Here is a 17,655-nt window from a genome sequence, read left to right as displayed (position 1 = left end):
AAGCGTAATAGCTAAGCCTGAGTAATATGGACATGACTGGTGGAGGCCTTAAACTCCTTTGGGAGCAAAGCCCCAGGAGGAGCTTGTCTGCCTCGAAACAGTACCGGAAGTTTGGCCCTAAGCCCGAAATAAAACATAAGGGTGAGTAAACTTAAAGATCCCGGTTGCAGGAGTAGATGTGTTAAAAAGCAGGCTATTGTTTACCCGTGGCGTAACTTATCCTTGCATCTAATTATTTCTAATTCCGCCACGGGTCACCCCCTCCTAATTTTATTTTGTCTTCCTTAATAGTTGCCATGCGGTACTAATTTACGAAATCCCAAGCCTATCTTAGCTAAAATTATCCACGAGATGATTTTATTATAATAGGGATATAAGCATGTTTGACTAAAGTACTCTGAGAATGAGTAGGAGCCAAGTACTCTGGGACGAAATAAAGGACATTTATCAAGGGATATTGTCTCACCCTTTCATACAAGGTCTAACTGACGGGACGCTAGAAGAGGAAAAGTTCAAGTACTATATCGTTCAGGATTACCATTACTTAAAGTCGTTTTCTAGGGCTTTAGCTGTACTTTCCGCTAAAGCTTTAGAGCAGGAACAGACACTCCTCTTCGCGACTCATATCACTCACGCAATGGAGGTCGAAAAAGAGTTACATAAGTACTTTTTTTCAGAGTGGAAAATAGACCCTGAGAAAGTAGAAATATCTCCTACTAACCTACTTTACACTTCTTACATAACTTCTGTTGTCTTCTCACGGCCCTATTACGAGGGGGTAAGTGCGGTACTGCCGTGTTATTGGATATACATGGAAGTGGGGAAAGAGTTGGTAAAAAAGGGGAGTCCCAATAAGCTATACCAGAGGTGGATAGAGACCTACGGAGGGGAGGAATACGAAAAAGGCGTTAAGGCCGTTATTGATATAGTAAACAGTTTTGAACTGACACATGAGCAGGAGCTAGAGGTTAAAAGGCATTTCAGACTTGCATCAATGTTCGAGTTCATGTTCTGGGACTCTGCGTATAAAATGGAAAAGTTCCCGTTCAAACTTTAACTATCTAAAAAATGCGGGGCTGTGTTTTTATTTCTTCTCTTTCTCCTTATTTTCTTCTCTCTTTTCTTCTCTTTCTCCCAGATTTTTCATTTCCCTTATAGGACCTTGCAATGCGTCTTTAGCATTGTCCTTAAACTCGCTGATTAGGTCTCTTGTAACATATACAGCTTCTTTGGTCGTGCCTTTAAATTCCTTTTCTGCTGTTTTACCTAACTCTATGGAGGCTTTAGCAACTTGTTTACTTACTTCTAATCCGTCCTTTATTATCCCTGAGGAGGCAGTCATTGATGCTTTTCCTACCTCTTTACCAGTTTCTACCATCTCCTTTACGGTTTCTTTCATAGTGTCCTTTAATTCCTTCCAAACCATATACTTATTTTAGTATTTACTATCTTAAAAATTTTTTCTGAACGATTGATAAAACATACGCTAACTTGTATAATGTAAACGGTAAGTACTGAGTTAAGCTCGGCAGGTGGACTGCCAAGCCCTCGCGGACGGAGCACTTCCATCTAGCGATAAAGGTTCCCTGTTACCCAGAGAAACCTCGAACCCCTTCGCCCGCTGCCGAGGTCACCTAACGGTACCGTTTTGTAATGTCCCGTGTGTGGTTACGGTGGTTTTCTCTCTACAGGCTAAAGGATCCCCCCAATCTCTAGGTCAGGACCTAGCCCTCACATGCAAGGTCAAAAAAGTATAAAAACGTTTCTATAAGGAGGTATTCATCGCTGAAGGAGGCTTCAGCCCCAAATCCACATTATGTTAAAAATCCTCATTATCGATGTCTTCACTTTCTGATGGGTTCTGGTTTTTTCTTTTGTACTCTTCATACGCTTTTTGGCTAAGCCTGGGATATTCATTTATGTGTCTCTTATAGGCTTCTATTATTCTGTGTGCTATATCTATAGCTTCTTGGTCTGATAATCTAATTACTTTATCTCCCTTATCGTCAGATATCCTAATAAAAAACCCACCGTCTACAACACTGGTATCTTTAATGATAGGCGGTACTTCATCAATTGATATCCAAACAATTCCTCCATCATTTTTCTTATGGATCTTTTTTGTGATAATTGCCATATACTGTTATGTCTTTAGAGAGGTAAAAAGCATTAACTTGTTTATAAAGATAAGGGAAAGCCACTTCATTAAGGAGTTAACCTTGTCAACTATGCTAAAACCAGCAATATACCAATCCCCTATCTAAGACTATTTTCACTTTTGGGGCTAAACAGTAATATAATAAATATACTTATCAAATAGGAAGACATAAAAATAATTGTAATTTTAATGTTGTAATTATTATAAATTTATGTGGTATAAACATAGAATATATTTGATATTAGGCTGTTTTTAAATTATGAATCAGCATTAAATCACATGGAATAAATACGTATAATATATACCATATTACATAGTTAAAATATTTTTAATATTCTATATTTATAATGCTAATCGTGGTAATATTGTAATTGATATTACTCGTTGAATAAATAACCCTTGAGATAGCCCAGAAATGAAATAACTATTTAGTATTAAATACTCAATAAAGAATTTTTATCTATACTAAATTATTACAAAGAGATACTTAAACTGTTAAGATAAAGTCTAGCGAGATAAAGTCGGATAAACATATTTATATATACTGTAATAGTTAAAGTAGTTTTTTATATTTATTCGATGTATTTTTTATAATAGTTATAGTTCTTTTATCTCTTTTATAAAGAACATTCACAAAAAACGTATAATACCAGACCTTGGTATTACCAGTGAAAATGAGTTAATTGAGATATAGCTCCATTGAAAAGACTGAATGGGTAAGCCAGCCCGGGATACGAGGAGCTAGGAATAGAAATTAAAACATAAATATTATAGGAAACGCAGAGGTAATAAGAAAATATAGTTAATCAAATTATTATTTCTTTCTACATTAATATTAACAGATTTAACATTTAAGAGTATATAATATTTAAAAATAAGATAAAAAGTTATTAAATTATAATATATAAATTAAAGATTATTATAAAACTTTTGTACCATTTATATAAATTTGTAGAGAGCCAGTATAAGATTCCATTGGTGCCTTGACCGTAATTGTAAAAGTCATGTTTTGACCATGACTTATCGTAACCGGTAAAGATGGTGCTGTGTTCACAATACTGAAGGGCTTAGATACGTTAATCCCGGTTATCTTAACTGGAAGTAGACCGTTGTCTTTCGTTGTAAGGGTTATTACAAATGTTTCGCCTCCGTGCAGTGATAATGACGTATTGGTATAACTTGTCTGTATGGATTCAATTAGAAAGTTATTTTGATATGTTATGTAAACCCCGTTAATATTCACGGTGTAGAAATAACCGTTGGTATATAGATAGTATAAAGCTCCTACTACAATTAATAACACAACTATTCCGACAATTACTCCTTTCATTTACAAGCTCATATCAAGCACGCAATTTAAGCTTACTCTAAAGGCAAGTTTATTAGTTAGTGTTTAGCCTAAATTAGAATTATCCTTACTTAAAATAATTACTAATTTTTAATAGGATTAAGCCTAAGATAATCTCGGGAAAGGTAAAAAAAGAAGTGTTTAGGATGCCGTTAATAGGAAAGGAGCTTCCAGGGCGTGAACGTCAGGATAACAACGCGCCAGAGTGCAAGGCGGACGAGTTACGGGACGGAGTATGGGCTAACTTGAAGGCGGAAACTACAATTACGCCGTTGACTGGAGTATCTTGCCCAAACCGCTATCTAGCTAAGGAGTGGAGCGACGAGCTTCACGCTATGGTTCGGTGCTAGACTTTGCGTCTAAGCCTATTAAAATTCCATAGGCCAAACGAGCCCAGATATAATTTTCTGCATCATATAGACCACGAATAAGTACTGAATATGGATCTATCTAGAGAAAATAAAAATGTCAATATGTAATTATATGGAAAGGATTTATAAATTATAACATGAAGCAAATACTAGATATCCGTTATGTGCTCAGATAAACCTTGGCAATATGGGATAAGAAGCCCTAACCCCAGCCATGTTACGCAAAAAATCTATAACTTCTTTATTATCGCTAGAACTCCTCTATCGTTACCCGAAGACCTTCAATGCCCAATAGATATATGGACATCCATTTCTTCAAAAGGATATTTTTATCAAACATCGCTAGGCTATCACCAAGGTCTAAAACAGTATGTATCTGCAGGTTCAACTAGCCCTCAATTTGGTGGTCACGATGACTTACAATAAGCTCCTTCTCTCGTTTTTCATCGTTATTATCGCCCTCGCTGCTTTTACTGCTCTATACTTTACTGTTTTTAACGTCTCAAACCATGAAGGACAAGCCGCAAGTACCCATGCAGCTACTACTAATATTAATATTAATAATGATAATGTTAGCACAAATACTACTATAACTGAAGGCGAATTGAAGAAAATTATAGAAGAAGCTAAAGACATCTACCTGGATGCGCTAGAGAAGAACGATACTTCTTATATCTCAATTGATAACTTCTCCAAAATGCTCATAATGAATGCTACGATTATAAATGGGACTACTTTGTCCGTAAACCACACGGTTTATAGGTACGTAGTCGTACACATCTACGACGCTGAGTCCAATCTGAGCTTCGCGCCGGAAAGAACTAGTGTTGATGGCATAGTAGTCCAAAGTTTGCCGATGAACAAGTCGATAACCTACACGGGCGGAACAATTTACAACTATCTAGTGACTTACGAAGGTAAAACGTACAAGGTGTCGTTTTCGTCTGTAGGCTTTTTCGAATCGTCATTCTATCTAACGGCTTTTGTGCAAAAAATAGGTGACAATATGTACCAAGTACAGATCACAGTAAATAGAGAGTTGGGCAATACCGCGCAGGTCAGCAGCGTGTGGTTCATATTGGTAGGGAATTCGTAACAATACTTACTGTCCTTGTGTCCCGACTGCGGTACTTAAAACCTGCCCAACGCCAAGTCCTGCATGAACTGCGGGTACAAGTCGTGAAAACATTTTTTACTTTACTCACGGCTTTCCTAACCGGAATGGAGAAAAACTTTATTCGATACTTGGGATTGATCGGAAAAATATAGCTTAAAAATTCTTTTTTCCTTTCCTACACTTACATTAGTTTGGCTCCGCAGTTAAGGCAGAACTTAGCCCCGGGCGGGTTCATATTACCGCACTGGGGGCACCTTACTTGGCCTGCTTGTGCAGGGGGCATTGGGGCTTGGGGTGCTGGTTGTCCCATCATTTGTGGTGCCATAGGCTGTTGCATACCTGTGGACATCCCCATCTGCCCTCCCATAGGCATTTGCATATCGAATAGCCCATCAGTTATCTGTTTATCGATATTTCCGAACAGTCTCCTATTGATAAGTTCTCTACCTAAAGGTCCAATGTGTTCTTCCTCAACTATTACTGTAAAGTCATTTGGCATACCCTTTACCCTAACAATTACTGTTTCCACATGGTGCATGTGTCCTTTCTTCATAGCCCTTATTTCATAGTCAAAATACTGTGGCATACCCGGTTGCATCATTCCCATACTCAGTTGTTGGATCTGGCTCTCCCACCCTTCACTTAGGAACATGTTATTTATCTCTTGGACAAGTAACGGTACGTTCACATATCGTCCAGTGTATATTTTTTGCATAGTATAAGTGTATTTTCACATGATTATATTGGTTACTATCCCTTCGACTTTAGAGTGAGTATTGTGGTGTTTAAATTTTTCAACCTGAATATTTTTAGATAGTACATTTGAAATAAAAAATATTCATATACGGGGGTTATTTTATAATTGAGAATCCCTTAACTGTTTTCTTATTTAACGATAAAAAATTAAAAACTTTAAGTGCAAATCTGAGAAATGCTTAAAACCAATTTAAGTTTAATAACTTTTGATGCCTAAAAAGATCTCGTTAAATGGAAAAAGCTTAATTAAGCTAACAATAACGTTGAGTATAGTAATTTTTGTAATTGCTTTTTCACATTTAACTGCAGCACAAACAACTAATATAACATCCGATATTCAATCGTTAAACCAGTCCATTTTAGCATTAGAAAACCACACTGCAGATTACCCATCTGCCGCCGTGCCGTCTTGGCTCGATACTGGGAGCAATGCGTGGATGCTCACAGCAGCTACTTTTGTAGGTCTACAAAGCGTACCCGGTGTGGCATTATATTATGCAGGTCTCTCTAAGAAAAAGTACGCTGTTAACTCAGCCTTAATGGTATTCTATGCTTTTGCAGCAGTATTGATTGTCTGGATGATTGCTGGGTATAATGCGGGTTTCGGTTATCCCGCGTTTATTCACATAAATATTAATAATACGAGTTATGGTATATTGGGCTACCCGTTACCCGCATGGCTAGGTAGTTATGAGGCACACCAGACAATCTATGGCCCAGGGCCAAGCGCAGTTGATATACCTACATCTACATATATATTCTTCCAGTTCGTGTTTGCCGCGATCACGCCAGTACTACTTGCCGGGGGAGTCCTAGAGAGGATGAACTTTAAGGCATGGATGATATTCGTACCGCTTTGGTCTCTGTTAGTTTACAGCCCGGTAGCTTACTGGTTATTCGCTGGGGGTTGGTTGAACCAATTAGGAGCTGTAGACTTCAGCGGAGGATACGTAATACATGTAGATGCGGGTGTAGGTGCCTTGGCTGCAGCGCTGGCTGTAGGCCCGAGGTTGGCTAGCGAAAGGAAACTCGAGGCCCACAGTTTACCGCTAGTCCTTGCCGGTGCAGGGCTCATATGGTTGGGTTGGGACGGGTTTAACGGCGGTGACCCGGGCGGAGCTACTATAGACGCTGCAATAGCGGTATTGAACACTAATATAGCTACAGCAGCTAGTGCTATAGCATGGATGTTAATGGATATGGCATTCTTCAAGAAACCTACGCTGGTAGGTGCTACTTCTGGTGCAATAACCGGGTTAGTAGCAATAACTCCAGCAGCAGGTTATGTGAACGGTTGGGAGGCCATACTAATAGGAATAGCGTCCGGTACTATCCCATGGCTATCTTTATACAAGTTTGAGCCTAAATTAAAGGTTGATGATACATTAGGTGTATTCTCCACTCACGGTATTGCTGGTATAGTAGGAGGTCTACTTACCGGTGTGTTCGCTGACCCTAATGTCACTCAGTATATAGACTCCGGCTTAAGAGGAGCACTTTACGGAAACTGGTACCAACTGGAGATACAAGCACTAGCTGCTGCTGTAGTCTTCGTCTATGACTTTGCAATAACTTTAGGTCTACTAAAACTAATAGGGTTATTTATACCGTTGCAGGCTAAGCCTACTGAACTCGCTGTAGGGGATTACGCGTTCCACGGAGAGGTAGCATACTCAGAACTTTTGGCTACTCTTCCCGAATCTGCCACAGGAGGGGAAAAGGCTGAAGTTAAGGAAGAGGAAAAAGAAGGTGGAGAGAAAAAGAAGTGAACGAGACCACTAATTTATACATGTAACTACCCCTTACGTGAAAGTGAGTACCTTTTTGTTATCCACATCATTTTTAGCTTGGGAAGCTCTTTTATACGCATGGAAGAACTTTTACGTAAGTTCTCGGAGTTTAGATATATAGAGTTACGTCATCATTCTAACTCATACCTGAATATAATGGTAGTTAACGGTAAGCCCGCCGGGGTCTATAGTTGGTTTAAGAAAGGGTATAGTGTAAGGGTATTTGATGGCTCTCATTTGTTGTTTTTTTCCTCCCCTGACCCTAACAGTATTGAGCTAAAGAAGGTCTCTTTCAGGAGCTGGGAAAAGGGGGTCATTGAAAGTAAGAGAGAGAAGGGGGACTTTTCGATACAAGAGAAAATAAAGCTGGAAAGCGTCACAACAGAAGAAAAGGTGAGGTTACTAGAAGAATTGTCTAAGTCTGTTTACGGGGCTGACGCTCTTAAGTCGAAAGTTATCTCCGCTAATTTCTATTATACCGAGTCCCGCGAAGAGAAGGAAATACTCTTTGAAGACGGTAGTAAAGTGAGCGGAATAATCCCTAGGATAAACCTCTACTTTTCAATAACCTTGAAGAACGGGGATAGGTCGGCGACCATTTCTAATGGTGACTTTGGCGGGAGCGGAGGGTTTGAACTAGTTAAAAACTGGGAACTAGAGAAGTTTTTGCTGGACACGTTAGTATCGGTCGATAAGGTGTTGGAGAAAGGAAAGTCAGTGACCCCGGGGAGGAAAGACGTTATTTTGAGTAACCAATTAGCTGGGATAATAGTCCATGAGTCTGTGGGGCATCCTTTTGAGGCTGATAGGGTCTTAGGTAGGGAAGGTGCACAAGCTGGACTGAGTTACCTTGTAGGTAGGAACTTTGGAGAAAAGATAGGTAGTGAAAGTATAACGGTAATAGACGACCCCACTATTTACGGGGGCTCTGGTTATTATCTGATAGACGACGAGGGTGTAAAAGCGAAGCCCAAGTACCTCATAAAGGAAGGGGTGATTAATGAACTGTTGCAAGACAGGTTTTCTGCTTATAAGTTCGGTGTTGAGAGTAACGGCTCAGCTAGGGCTTCTGCTTATGATAGAGAACCCTTGGTAAGGATGTCAAATACGTTTTTCAAGCCCGGTGATTATACATTTGACGAGTTAGTAGAAGACGTTAAGGACGGAGTATACCTGAAGTCCTATATGGAATGGAATATAGATGACTTAAGGATAGGAGAAAGGTATGTGGGCCTTGAGGCATACGAGATTAAGGATGGGGAAATTGGTGACCCCCTCCTCTTCCCTGTCTTAGAGACTACCACATTTGAGCTATTATCTTCGGTTGACGCCGTTGACAACACTCTTTCCTTCTATAGTGGTACTTGTGGTAAAGGTGACCCAGACCAAGGGATCCCGGTCTGGTTCGGGGGCCCTAATATGAGGGCCAGGAACCTTATGGTAAAGGTGAGGGGAGAATGAGTCAAGAGTTAGAGAAGATATTAGAAGGTTTAAAGAATTTCGAACATGTAATTGCTAAGAAGGTATCGGTAAAGAAAGCCGTAATAAAGTTTGTGTTAGGGGAAGTGGCTGAAGTACAAAAAATCTATGAGTCTAACTATTTCATTACTGTAATCAAAGGTAAAAAATTCTACTCATTTAGCCTGTCCGGGACAGACGATTTAAGCAAGGTTATTAGGAGTGTTGAAGACGGTTTTAGTTATACAGTTGAAAGTGACATTGTACCCCTCATTACAGAAAACGACTCTGAAATAAAGGTGAGAGAAGACAACATAGAACTGGAGAGGATGATCCAAGACCTAGATATAGCTTCTATTGATTCGTCCTTATCAAAGTCCGAGTTTCCGAGCTCTGGGATCGTAAATGTATATGAGGTTAAAACTAATTTACTTACCAGTAAGGGGTTTAGGGGAGAAGAGGTAAGGGTAAGGGCTGATGGTTATGTCAGGTCTTTTAATAACGAATATAGCGGGCAATGGGCGTTTTACTCAGACTCTTTAAAGGAGTTCGATAACGCGTTGAAGAGGGCTAATGAGCTGGCATCGGTAACTGGGAAAGTCAGAGTGGACGATGGTAAGTATGACGTGGTATTGTCTCCTTTGGTTGTAGCTAATTTTATGTCATATTTTGCTGATTTTGCATCAGCATTTAGTGTACTAACTGGGTCTTCCTTTTTTGCCAAGTTTAAAAAGGGAGAAAAAGTAGGTAGTGATATTTTAACTATATCTGAAATCCCTAGGAAGGCTAGGGTAGCTGAGTTTGACGATGAGGCTACGTTTACTATAGATAAGGACATTATAAGGGAAGGCATTTTTAATTCACTCCTTTATAATAATGAATTAGCTGAACTGTTCAAAGAAAGGAGTACTGGTAATGCTGGGCTGGTCTACCCTATTGCGTATGCTTTCGAAGTGAGGCCGGGTGACTATACTGTTGAGTCGTTACTAGCGAGCAGCGAAAACGTGTTGTTTATAAACAATAACTGGTATACAAGGTTTCAGAACTATTATGAAGGCACGTTCTCTACTGTAGGTAGGGACGCAGTAGTCGTTTACCGTGAAGGTAAACCTGTAGGGGTCGCCGGGAGGGTTAGGATCTCTGATTCCTTCCCCAATATGTTAAAGAGCGTGAAAGCAATAGGTAGGGACGCATATAGCGTAAAGTGGTGGGACGCCCCTATACCTACGCTCTCGCCGTATTTATACCTAGAGAAAATAAATATATCAAAAGCGTGGTAAGAGTGAGCGGTGTTTTATTCATGTCTATGTTAAGCGTTATAACAGTTACTAAAAATCACAGAAATTCTACTTCTATTTTTATAATGACGGAATGAGAAATATAAATATGGATATTGATTCTTTGCAGTTTGAGTCAGTAAGGCTATTTAAGGAGAAGAACAAGGGGAAAAGGATAAAGAATTTAGTCTTCTCAGAGCTCTATATCTTAAATATTCCTTTAGACTCCTTAGGGGAAGAATTGAGAGAAAAAGACTTTATAGCTACTTTGCTCGGGTTACATAAAGTCGATGACGGTATGTATGTTGTTCCTTTCCCTGCGCTGCGCAGGATGTTGGGAGTAACGTTAAAGAAATCATTAGCTTTGAAGATAGAAGGTCCTCGAATATTGCCTGGTGTATTAACGTATGTGCTCTATGACGGCTCTATACTGTATGAAGTATCTTTTAGGTTAATTGACTACCGTGAAGGTAAGAGTGGACTGTCTTTAAGTTTAGTGATATATTATGCTGAAAGTTTCTTAGAGAGGAGGAAGGAAGAAAAGGTGAAAAAGAGGATAGAGACTGTACACATGACATTTACGGAAAATTTGAGAAAAGTTCTCTCCCCTTATCTCATCAACCTTGCCTAAACATGTATGTTTTTACTTTATCCCCCTCTAAGACCAGATACAGTGAGTGAAGGATTCCTTCACTATACTCACTTCCGGGATTAAAGATCATTGTCCTCCCTAGCTTATCAAATCCCTTAGACTCGTGTATATGTCCATGGAGGCCTACTAAAGGCTGATATTCTTCTATTATCCTCCTTACACTTGTCGACCCGACATGGGTAAATACTATTTCTCCCCCCTTAACGACCGGTTTTAAATTCTGGTCGAGTAACGGTGCATTATCTAGGTGTGTATTATATGGGGGCGCATGCAGGTTGTAAATAGCTCTACTTTGATCCCTAACCTTATCAGCCATCTCTTTCAGGTTCCTATAAAGAGTATCCTCGTCCTTTTCTCTCGGTGTGTGCCAAGGTGTAGGGTTTACATAACCGTAAGATATCATTTCATGGTCTCCTATTTCTATTATATCCCCTTCACATTTACGCATTATTTCTGACTCTTCAATAACCGCGAACAAATACTCTGGGTCGTCATTCCCCAGATTTACGTATACGGGTATGTTAGTCCCCTTAAGTTTTTCCTCGGCTATCTTTATCCATCCTCTAACTACGTTTTCCATCGCTTCCCTGAACTTTTGGTTTACTAGTTCCTTGTCATATTGCATTTCCTCGTATTCTTTTTCGCTCACTATAGTATAATACTCTCCCTTTTTCCTTATTTCTTCTGTAACTTGTGATAATCCTTCTTTACCTATCTCCCTCCCTTCAATCTTGTATTTGCCATTACCTAGGTCTACTATTGCATAGAGTGCTTTCCCGGCTAGGTCTCCGCCTATTATGAACGCGTCAACTTTAAATTGGAGCCCTGCATTTAAGAATTTCCTGAATACGATATCAGAACCGTGGATGTCACTGGTAAAGAGTATTTTAACCTGTTCCCCCTTCTTATCAACGCTTTTATTAGAGTTCTTCTTGAACAGTCCCACGATAGGAGTATTCGTGTATTCGCTTTTAAAGTTGTCTCTATAAAAAGTTTAGTGCTTCAATACCCGCTTTAACTCACTCATAATGTCCGGTCTATCAGTTATTATACCGTCGACACCGTATCCGATCACTTTCTCTAGAATACGTATGTCATTTACAGTCCACGTAAGTATTGTAAACCCCTTCATGCTTCCTACCGTAAGTCGGTTAATAACAGAATAGACGGGTAACATATAATTTACACCTGACTTTCTAGCTTCATCTAAGGGCGGTTTAAACGAAGTGAAGATTAAACCGAGGTTCTTACCCTTGCCTTTTAGCCTTAACAAAGAGTTGAACGAAAATGAGACAAATACTACTTGGTCTAGTTTTTTATTCCTTTGGACTTCTTCATATATCTGCTCTTCGTAACCTTCTTCCTTTATTTCAACGAGGTAGTATTCCGCTTCAACTTGAGTCAAGACCTCCTCTAAAGTAGGTATCTTTTCACCATTACCTGCGTCTAATTTACGTAACTCTTCAAAACTATACTCACTTACTTTTCCTTTCCCGTTAGTAGTCCTATCTACTTCTTCGTCGTGGATTATAACCAACTTACCGTCCTTAGTCCTCCTGACGTCCATCTCAATCCCGTTTGCACCTAGTTCTATAGCCTTCTTAAATGAGCGTAGGGTATTTTCAGGCTCGTATGCTGGTGACCCTCTATGTCCTATTACTATCATTACTATTAACAACTGTTGAAAAAGTTATAAACTGTGTTTTCACAATATCTGCGTGGATAAGGCGATTCTTAAATTTCTTAAGAACACTTCGGGCACAATAGAGGCAATAAGCAAAGCTCCGCCTTCTGATGATTCGTTTAGAAAGTTAATGAAGAAGATAATCGTTGAAGAAGGAGAGAAGCTAAAGGACGTATTATTCGGGCAGGACATGATAATCGCAATGAAGGCGGGGTATAAGAACGCAGTATTGGGCTACCTCCATTCAGCAGAGGAGAACAACCGTTTTTTAGTGGAGAGGGCATCTTTATCAGTTTTTGTAAAAAATACCACTGAAGCCTATAGGAAGGCATTAGAGAAGAGGGAGTGGCATAAACTGGTAGATGAAGGGTTTATAATTAGGTCAGGAGGAGAAGCCCTGACCAGAATAAGGAAGTTCAGCGGGAGCAGGGATGTTAATGGTATTACTATATATTTTGCAGGCAGACCGGTATGTGAAAAACACCTAAAATGGGAAGATTATTCCATCTCAGTTCATGAGCTATATAAAGAGCTGGGAATGAAGAAAAAGAAAGCTAAAAATGAAATAAGCTGCAAGTACTGTAAACAAGAGGCTAAATATTTCACGTTAGCCATGCCTAAGGCGAGTGCATTAATAGCACTTGCTTGTGAGACAGTAGGTAAAAAACCCAACTCTCTCCTCAAGATATATGCTAATCTATCGAGAGTCCTCCACCCTTACGGGTTTACTGATCTACCTAAAGAGAAGGTCTTCACTATTTGGGCCAGGGACTTGCTGATGATATTATTAGAAATCAATCAGCTCCTTTTCCCTTGCGATTTCAAACATAGCTCCAGAGGCAGTAATAACGGGAAGTCTGCCTTTCATTTTCTCAAGTATAGGAAGGGTAGAGAGGATGGTACAAGCGACGTAGATGGCGTCAGCTGAGGATTGCTGTGCAACGTTAACTGCTTGTAGCGTAAGTTCATGGGGTGTCGATGCTATAGCAGGCCCCCCGGTTCTGCCCAGTGCAACTGAACCGATTACTTCAAACCCCATGTCTTTAAGCCACTTTATTTCGTAGTCATGTCTCCTCTGGTTATAAGGAGTCACTAAATAGATTTTTTTGGCGTTAAGCTCTCTTAACCTATCTATTATTGCCTCTGTAGCTATAACTAGTGGTTTAGAGAAAAACCTCCTCATCTTTTCCCATTGATTTTTATAGAACACACCATACGACCTAGCATAAAATATAACGTCTCCTTTTTCTACTTCGTGTTTTATCTGTGATAGTTCCTTATACATCCTCTCCACCTCATCTCTCCTTATCCCATGGCCTGGATAGAACTTCATAGTAAATGTCCTAAACTTACCCGGGTACAGCGTCTCCATGTCCCTAGGTAAAGTGGGGTTTTCCTCAGAGATCACAAGGGAAATAAGCTTAGACATAACTGTTCACTTTAACCCAATCTGTTATTATATCCCAGATCACTTTATAATGTTGACCTAAAGGGGAATGTTTCATGCCCTTTATGATGTGTAGTTCGCATTTTCCTCCGTATTTTTTAATTTCTTCGCAGAGTATAATAGAGTGTTCCTTTAGTACGATATCGTCGTTTTCTCCGTGTATAAGCAAAGCATTCTTTATTTTTTGTGCATATTTAAGCGGATAATAATCCAATTCTTCTTCTGGTAAATCCTTTATATCTTCATAGATCTTATTCTGTATAGTACCTGTGGAAAACCTTGAAAGGTACTCCCTCTGTTTTCTTCTATCGGATGGGGCAGAGACTGCTATTACGTTTTTTCCTTTCAGAGCTGCTACTATAAGTGCGACAAGTCCACCTCTTGAATGTCCAGCTACTAAATCAAAGTTATAGGTCAACGCTTTCTCTACACCTTCCTTAGCTTCGATCTCGAACTCTGGGACTAAGACCTCACCAAATTGCCTTAATGGTTTAGCGAGCCATTCGACTTTTTCCGGCGAGGAACCTTTACCGTGCAGTACGAGAGAAATCATAAGTATACCACGTCTTCACAAGCTAAAAGGTTACGTTTGAGTTACTCTCCCCATAAATTCCTTTTCGTCTACGATCACCCTCTCATGAAAACCTTCTCCTATTTTAATGTCCTTATAGTAAGCTTCAACTTTAAACCTAATTTTCCTCCCGTTTACTTCTACTATAGTTGACCTTACTCTTACCTCACTGCCTATAGGTGCTGGTGCTAAATGTTTTACGTCAACGTGATAGCCTACTGTAGTTTGTCCGTCCTTTAGGTATTTTTGGACTAAGGTAAAAGATACGTCTTCCATGAACCCTATCATACAAGGTGTAGACAGCACGTAGACGGCTCCGCTGGATATGGAAGAGGCTGCATGTTCTGGTAGGACTTTGAACGACTTTTCTAAGCTTTCCCCCACTTGCACATACTATTTATAGTGTCCACTCAAAATATTTTTTATGATAGTTAGTGCACCATTTGCGGGTCCAGTATCGTTTCCGTTACTTGTTTACAAGGTTTTAAGTGGTGAGAAGGCGTCTTTTGAACTCAGGAATACTTGTGAGGACCCAAGACCCGGTGAAGTTGTACTAGACTCTATTACGAATGTAACTAAACTGGACGTAAAGGGCTATTCCATAGTTGCAGGAGTCTACGTTAGGATGTATTCGTTATTAGGTGATAAGGGCAAGAAAGTAGATAAGGTCTTTACAATAAGGAAAGGTACGTTAGCGGACTATAATGCTAGGCTATACGCTATAATAAAAGGGATAAATGAGGTAGTTAATACTACACCAGATGAAGTAGTCCTAAGGGCGGAAAGGGGGGAAGGGCTAGGAATAGTGGGGATAGAAGTTAAAGTAGGTGAAATCTTAGAAGATGAGTTCAAAACCCTAGATTACCTCTCGCCACAATGCGTTATATATGCTAAAACTGACCCCTCCGAGGTTCTTAGAGCTTATGAGGAAGGTATTAAGATAATTAATGAAAGACCTGAAGAAGCGTCTATGGTCATAGCCTCAGCTAGCAGGTACTATTCTCCTGAAGTTATGAAGAGGATTATTGGGATTTACTCTCATACTTTAACCACATCAAGAGATGAGCTAGAGAAAGCGGTCAGGGTTTACAGCATGGTAGAACCAAAAGTGAGGGAATTAAAAATTGAAGCTAAATAAAGAAGTTGAAGTAATTCCAGGTAGCCCTAATACCCTTCTGTATCAAGGGAGGGTCGTAATTGACCAGGGCGGTAAAAACGCTAATCTTTCCTTAAGTGCTGAGGTACAATTAGCGACTCACGGCCATGCTGACCATATTGCGGGGCTACTCGATAAAAACGCTAAAGTAAAATACCTCCCTAAGGAGGACTACTGGTCTTTAACCCTTATGGGGAGGAGGTGCATGATCTACGGTTTTAGTTCAAAAGGTGATAAGTACTTTACGTTTGACCTGGTTAAAGAAGATTTGAAGGATGAGTTTAATGAACCGGAAGTGGAGAAAATTAGACTGCAAGGCCATACACCAGGGCATGTCGGGTACTTAGTAGGTGGTGTATTATATGCTGGTGATGCGTTTTTTGGACAGAAAGTACTGGAGTCATTTGGGGTTCCTTTCTACAGCGATTTCTGGAGGGCTATGGAAACGTTAGAAGAACTCAAGGAGATAGTCAAAGGTGTTGAACAAGTGGTCATCTCCCACGGCCCTATATATACTAATAAAAGGAAAATGGAAGAACTATTGGAGTTTAACATAGACTTTAATAAACGTCTCATAGAAAAAGTTAAGGACCTTATAACAAACAGAGAAATGACGGCTGAGGAAGTTACGTATCTACTTTCCGGCTCAAAAGAGGTAGCCAATATCATGTTAAATTCAGTCACTATAAAAAGCATACTTTTAGGTATTGCTAATGAAGTCAGAGTAAAAGAGAAAGGGATAGTTTATCTCTACAAGTCTGCCTGAAGTTTAGACTTTGTTATATCTATTATTTTTTCTATTACCTCCCCTTTAATTACATTACTATACCTTTGTTTAAACTCGTCTAAGCTCTCCTTTTTTTCAGTAAATACTTTAATAAGTAATTCTGTTGCTATTTCTTGTGATAGTTCAGGGTTCTGTATAATTTTATTTATTTCGACTGCTAGTTCATCAACAGTACAGCTGGCTTTTTTAGCTTCTACTTTATTCCCGGCTTTAAATTTCCATGCCATTAAAGATACTTGTAGTGTGCCGTAATTAAGCTTTTAGCCTTATAAGTGTAGGGAGGAAGAGCTTATTAGATAATAGTTTTATACGGTGAATATCTTTAATAATAATAATTCTCTGAAAATTTATATATGATGTCCCAAGAAGTATTCGCAAGGACGCTTTTTAAGGCGTATCAGGAGAGGAGCCAACTTGAACCTTTCGAGGTCGATATGGCGACTGCAAAAAAGGTATTTAACGTTTTTTCTTCTATGCTGGTACAGTCTGAGGGGTTCGGGGGGTATAAGATCTCTTTAACCACCGAAGAGACACTTAAGAGGTTTGGGTCTACCGAGCCACTTTATGGGATCCTTACCAAGCCCATGATAGAACTAAGTGAAGAAATCGAGCTATGGTTTAATAACCACATGGCCGAGGTGGAGATCGTCTTTAACATGGATCACTGCACACCGGACACCTATCCTTCTTGCGTAAAGGAGGTGTTTTTAGGGATAGAGCTACCGGCTACCAGATTTAACACGTGGAAGCTGAAAGCCGCTCAGATTTTAGCCGATGATAGTGCAGCAGGGAGACTATATGTAGGTGAAAAGATAGAGTTACCGTTTGAGGAGGAAGTAGAGCTTTACGTTAACGGTAATAAAGTTGGAAAAGGTAAACCTACATATATTTACGGTAACGTAGATAACATGGTGAAATGGCTGATGAGAAGGGTGGGTTATTTATCCGGGTATGTGTCTTCAGGAGTGTTTGTAGGGCCGGTAAACGTTAAAAAAGGAGATAAGTTAAGGGTGAAGAGTCAGACCAAGGACTACGAAGTGAGTCTAGTTTAGTAAGAGTAAGATATTTTAACAAGAGAGATTT

At 39.6% G+C, this 17,655-nt stretch carries 19 protein-coding genes; 9 read left to right on the top strand and 10 right to left on the bottom strand.

Features of this window, described 5'->3' with window-relative positions:
- Window positions 1–403: 403 nt before the first annotated feature.
- On the top strand, window positions 404–1,057 hold the full coding sequence (tenA, locus tag KN1_RS11595) for a thiaminase II (protein ID WP_221287806.1): 654 nt from the start codon (window positions 404–406) through the stop codon (window positions 1,055–1,057).
- 27 nt (window positions 1,058–1,084) lie between these two features.
- On the opposite strand, the gene KN1_RS11590 is transcribed toward tenA, so the two are convergent.
- The 3 genes from KN1_RS11590 to KN1_RS11580 all read right to left on the bottom strand — a co-directional run bounded on the left by KN1_RS11590 (window position 1,085) and on the right by KN1_RS11580 (window position 3,488).
- Window positions 1,085–1,426 (bottom strand): hypothetical protein, encoded by a 342-nt coding sequence (locus tag KN1_RS11590; RefSeq protein ID WP_221287804.1) that lies wholly within the window; start codon window positions 1,424–1,426, stop codon window positions 1,085–1,087.
- Between the two features lie 393 nt (window positions 1,427–1,819).
- Entirely contained in the window at window positions 1,820–2,137 is a 318-nt protein-coding gene (locus KN1_RS11585; RefSeq protein ID WP_221287802.1) for a hypothetical protein, read from the bottom strand.
- A 940-nt stretch (window positions 2,138–3,077) separates the two neighbouring features.
- Entirely contained in the window at window positions 3,078–3,488 is a 411-nt protein-coding gene (locus tag KN1_RS11580) for a hypothetical protein (RefSeq protein WP_221287800.1), read from the bottom strand.
- A gap of 759 nt (window positions 3,489–4,247) precedes the next feature.
- Between KN1_RS11580 and KN1_RS11575 the strand changes: the two genes are divergently transcribed.
- Window positions 4,248–4,973 carry a hypothetical protein gene (locus KN1_RS11575; protein ID WP_221287799.1) on the top strand — a complete coding sequence of 242 codons (726 nt, stop codon included), beginning with the start codon at window positions 4,248–4,250 and terminating at the stop codon, window positions 4,971–4,973.
- 202 nt (window positions 4,974–5,175) lie between these two features.
- On the opposite strand, the gene KN1_RS11570 is transcribed toward KN1_RS11575, so the two are convergent.
- A complete protein-coding gene (locus KN1_RS11570; protein ID WP_221287797.1) occupies window positions 5,176–5,709 on the bottom strand; it encodes a zinc ribbon domain-containing protein in 534 nt (177 codons plus the stop codon).
- 250 nt (window positions 5,710–5,959) lie between these two features.
- Here KN1_RS11570 and KN1_RS11565 point away from each other — a divergent pair, with 250 nt between their 5' ends.
- From KN1_RS11565 to KN1_RS11550, 4 genes are all read left to right on the top strand, one after another.
- A complete protein-coding gene (locus tag KN1_RS11565; RefSeq protein ID WP_221287795.1) occupies window positions 5,960–7,519 on the top strand; it encodes an ammonium transporter in 1,560 nt (519 codons plus the stop codon).
- Window positions 7,520–7,618: 99 nt separating this feature from the next.
- On the top strand, window positions 7,619–9,001 hold the full coding sequence (locus tag KN1_RS11560) for a TldD/PmbA family protein (RefSeq protein ID WP_221287794.1): 1,383 nt from the start codon (window positions 7,619–7,621) through the stop codon (window positions 8,999–9,001).
- Window positions 8,998–10,278 (top strand): TldD/PmbA family protein, encoded by a 1,281-nt coding sequence (locus tag KN1_RS11555; RefSeq protein WP_221287792.1) that lies wholly within the window; start codon window positions 8,998–9,000, stop codon window positions 10,276–10,278. Before KN1_RS11560 ends, KN1_RS11555 begins: the two co-directional genes overlap by 4 nt.
- 106 nt (window positions 10,279–10,384) lie before the next feature.
- The gene (locus KN1_RS11550; RefSeq protein ID WP_221287791.1) at window positions 10,385–10,906 is read left to right on the top strand and encodes a hypothetical protein; all 522 of its coding nucleotides are present in this window, start codon (window positions 10,385–10,387) and stop codon (window positions 10,904–10,906) included.
- Here the strand turns inward: KN1_RS11550 and KN1_RS11545 are convergent.
- The 5 genes from KN1_RS11545 to KN1_RS11525 form a co-directional block, all read right to left on the bottom strand.
- Window positions 10,893–11,873, bottom strand: a complete 981-nt coding sequence (locus KN1_RS11545) for a metallophosphoesterase family protein (protein WP_221287790.1) — start codon at window positions 11,871–11,873, stop codon at window positions 10,893–10,895. The two genes, KN1_RS11550 and KN1_RS11545, sit on opposite strands and share 14 nt — an antisense overlap.
- Window positions 11,874–11,921: 48 nt before the next feature.
- Window positions 11,922–12,593 (bottom strand): glycerophosphodiester phosphodiesterase, encoded by a 672-nt coding sequence (locus tag KN1_RS11540; protein ID WP_221287787.1) that lies wholly within the window; start codon window positions 12,591–12,593, stop codon window positions 11,922–11,924.
- A gap of 805 nt (window positions 12,594–13,398) precedes the next feature.
- Window positions 13,399–14,040 (bottom strand): aspartate racemase/maleate isomerase family protein, encoded by a 642-nt coding sequence (locus KN1_RS11535; RefSeq protein WP_221287786.1) that lies wholly within the window; start codon window positions 14,038–14,040, stop codon window positions 13,399–13,401.
- Window positions 14,033–14,611: an alpha/beta hydrolase family protein gene (locus KN1_RS11530; protein ID WP_221287784.1), complete on the bottom strand. Its 579-nt coding sequence runs from the start codon at window positions 14,609–14,611 to the stop codon at window positions 14,033–14,035. Before KN1_RS11530 ends, KN1_RS11535 begins: the two co-directional genes overlap by 8 nt.
- A 30-nt stretch (window positions 14,612–14,641) precedes the next feature.
- Entirely contained in the window at window positions 14,642–15,019 is a 378-nt protein-coding gene (locus tag KN1_RS11525) for a thioesterase family protein (protein WP_225905679.1), read from the bottom strand.
- 34 nt (window positions 15,020–15,053) lie between these two features.
- Between KN1_RS11525 and KN1_RS11520 the strand changes: the two genes are divergently transcribed.
- Together KN1_RS11520 and KN1_RS11515 are read left to right on the top strand one after the other, a co-directional pair.
- Window positions 15,054–15,767 carry a DUF3834 domain-containing protein gene (locus KN1_RS11520; protein ID WP_221287782.1) on the top strand — a complete coding sequence of 238 codons (714 nt, stop codon included), beginning with the start codon at window positions 15,054–15,056 and terminating at the stop codon, window positions 15,765–15,767.
- Entirely contained in the window at window positions 15,754–16,551 is a 798-nt protein-coding gene (locus tag KN1_RS11515; protein ID WP_221287781.1) for an MBL fold metallo-hydrolase, read from the top strand. Before KN1_RS11520 ends, KN1_RS11515 begins: the two co-directional genes overlap by 14 nt.
- Here KN1_RS11515 and KN1_RS11510 read toward each other — a convergent pair.
- Window positions 16,536–16,799, bottom strand: coding sequence for a hypothetical protein (locus KN1_RS11510; protein WP_221287779.1), 264 nt, complete (start codon window positions 16,797–16,799; stop codon window positions 16,536–16,538). The genes KN1_RS11515 and KN1_RS11510 overlap by 16 nt on opposite strands.
- A 126-nt stretch (window positions 16,800–16,925) precedes the next feature.
- On the opposite strand from KN1_RS11510, the gene KN1_RS11505 reads away from it, so the two are divergent.
- Entirely contained in the window at window positions 16,926–17,624 is a 699-nt protein-coding gene (locus tag KN1_RS11505) for a hypothetical protein (RefSeq protein ID WP_225905678.1), read from the top strand.
- Window positions 17,625–17,655: the final 31 nt, after the last annotated feature.

The sequence above is a fragment of the Stygiolobus caldivivus genome, from assembly GCF_019704315.1.
GTDB classification, from domain to species: Archaea; Thermoproteota; Thermoprotei_A; order Sulfolobales; family Sulfolobaceae; genus Stygiolobus; species Stygiolobus caldivivus.
This window is presented reverse-complemented; position numbering and strand designations above follow the sequence as displayed.

Excerpts from the sequence above, each read along its gene's own strand:
- tenA (WP_221287806.1), top strand. The coding sequence starts at position 404 with ATGAGTAGGAGCCAAGTACTCTGGGACGAAATAAAGGACATTTATCAA.
- KN1_RS11590 (WP_221287804.1), bottom strand. The coding sequence starts at position 1,426 with ATGGTTTGGAAGGAATTAAAGGACACTATGAAAGAAACCGTAAAGGAG.
- KN1_RS11585 (WP_221287802.1), bottom strand. The coding sequence starts at position 2,137 with ATGGCAATTATCACAAAAAAGATCCATAAGAAAAATGATGGAGGAATT.
- KN1_RS11580 (WP_221287800.1), bottom strand. The coding sequence starts at position 3,488 with ATGAAAGGAGTAATTGTCGGAATAGTTGTGTTATTAATTGTAGTAGGA.
- KN1_RS11575 (WP_221287799.1), top strand. The coding sequence starts at position 4,248 with ATGTATCTGCAGGTTCAACTAGCCCTCAATTTGGTGGTCACGATGACT.
- KN1_RS11570 (WP_221287797.1), bottom strand. The coding sequence starts at position 5,709 with ATGCAAAAAATATACACTGGACGATATGTGAACGTACCGTTACTTGTC.
- KN1_RS11565 (WP_221287795.1), top strand. The coding sequence starts at position 5,960 with ATGCCTAAAAAGATCTCGTTAAATGGAAAAAGCTTAATTAAGCTAACA.
- KN1_RS11560 (WP_221287794.1), top strand. The coding sequence starts at position 7,619 with ATGGAAGAACTTTTACGTAAGTTCTCGGAGTTTAGATATATAGAGTTA.
- KN1_RS11555 (WP_221287792.1), top strand. The coding sequence starts at position 8,998 with ATGAGTCAAGAGTTAGAGAAGATATTAGAAGGTTTAAAGAATTTCGAA.
- KN1_RS11550 (WP_221287791.1), top strand. The coding sequence starts at position 10,385 with ATGGATATTGATTCTTTGCAGTTTGAGTCAGTAAGGCTATTTAAGGAG.
- KN1_RS11540 (WP_221287787.1), bottom strand. The coding sequence starts at position 12,593 with ATGATAGTAATAGGACATAGAGGGTCACCAGCATACGAGCCTGAAAAT.
- KN1_RS11535 (WP_221287786.1), bottom strand. The coding sequence starts at position 14,040 with ATGTCTAAGCTTATTTCCCTTGTGATCTCTGAGGAAAACCCCACTTTA.
- KN1_RS11530 (WP_221287784.1), bottom strand. The coding sequence starts at position 14,611 with ATGATTTCTCTCGTACTGCACGGTAAAGGTTCCTCGCCGGAAAAAGTC.
- KN1_RS11520 (WP_221287782.1), top strand. The coding sequence starts at position 15,054 with ATGATAGTTAGTGCACCATTTGCGGGTCCAGTATCGTTTCCGTTACTT.
- KN1_RS11510 (WP_221287779.1), bottom strand. The coding sequence starts at position 16,799 with ATGGCATGGAAATTTAAAGCCGGGAATAAAGTAGAAGCTAAAAAAGCC.
- KN1_RS11505 (WP_225905678.1), top strand. The coding sequence starts at position 16,926 with ATGATGTCCCAAGAAGTATTCGCAAGGACGCTTTTTAAGGCGTATCAG.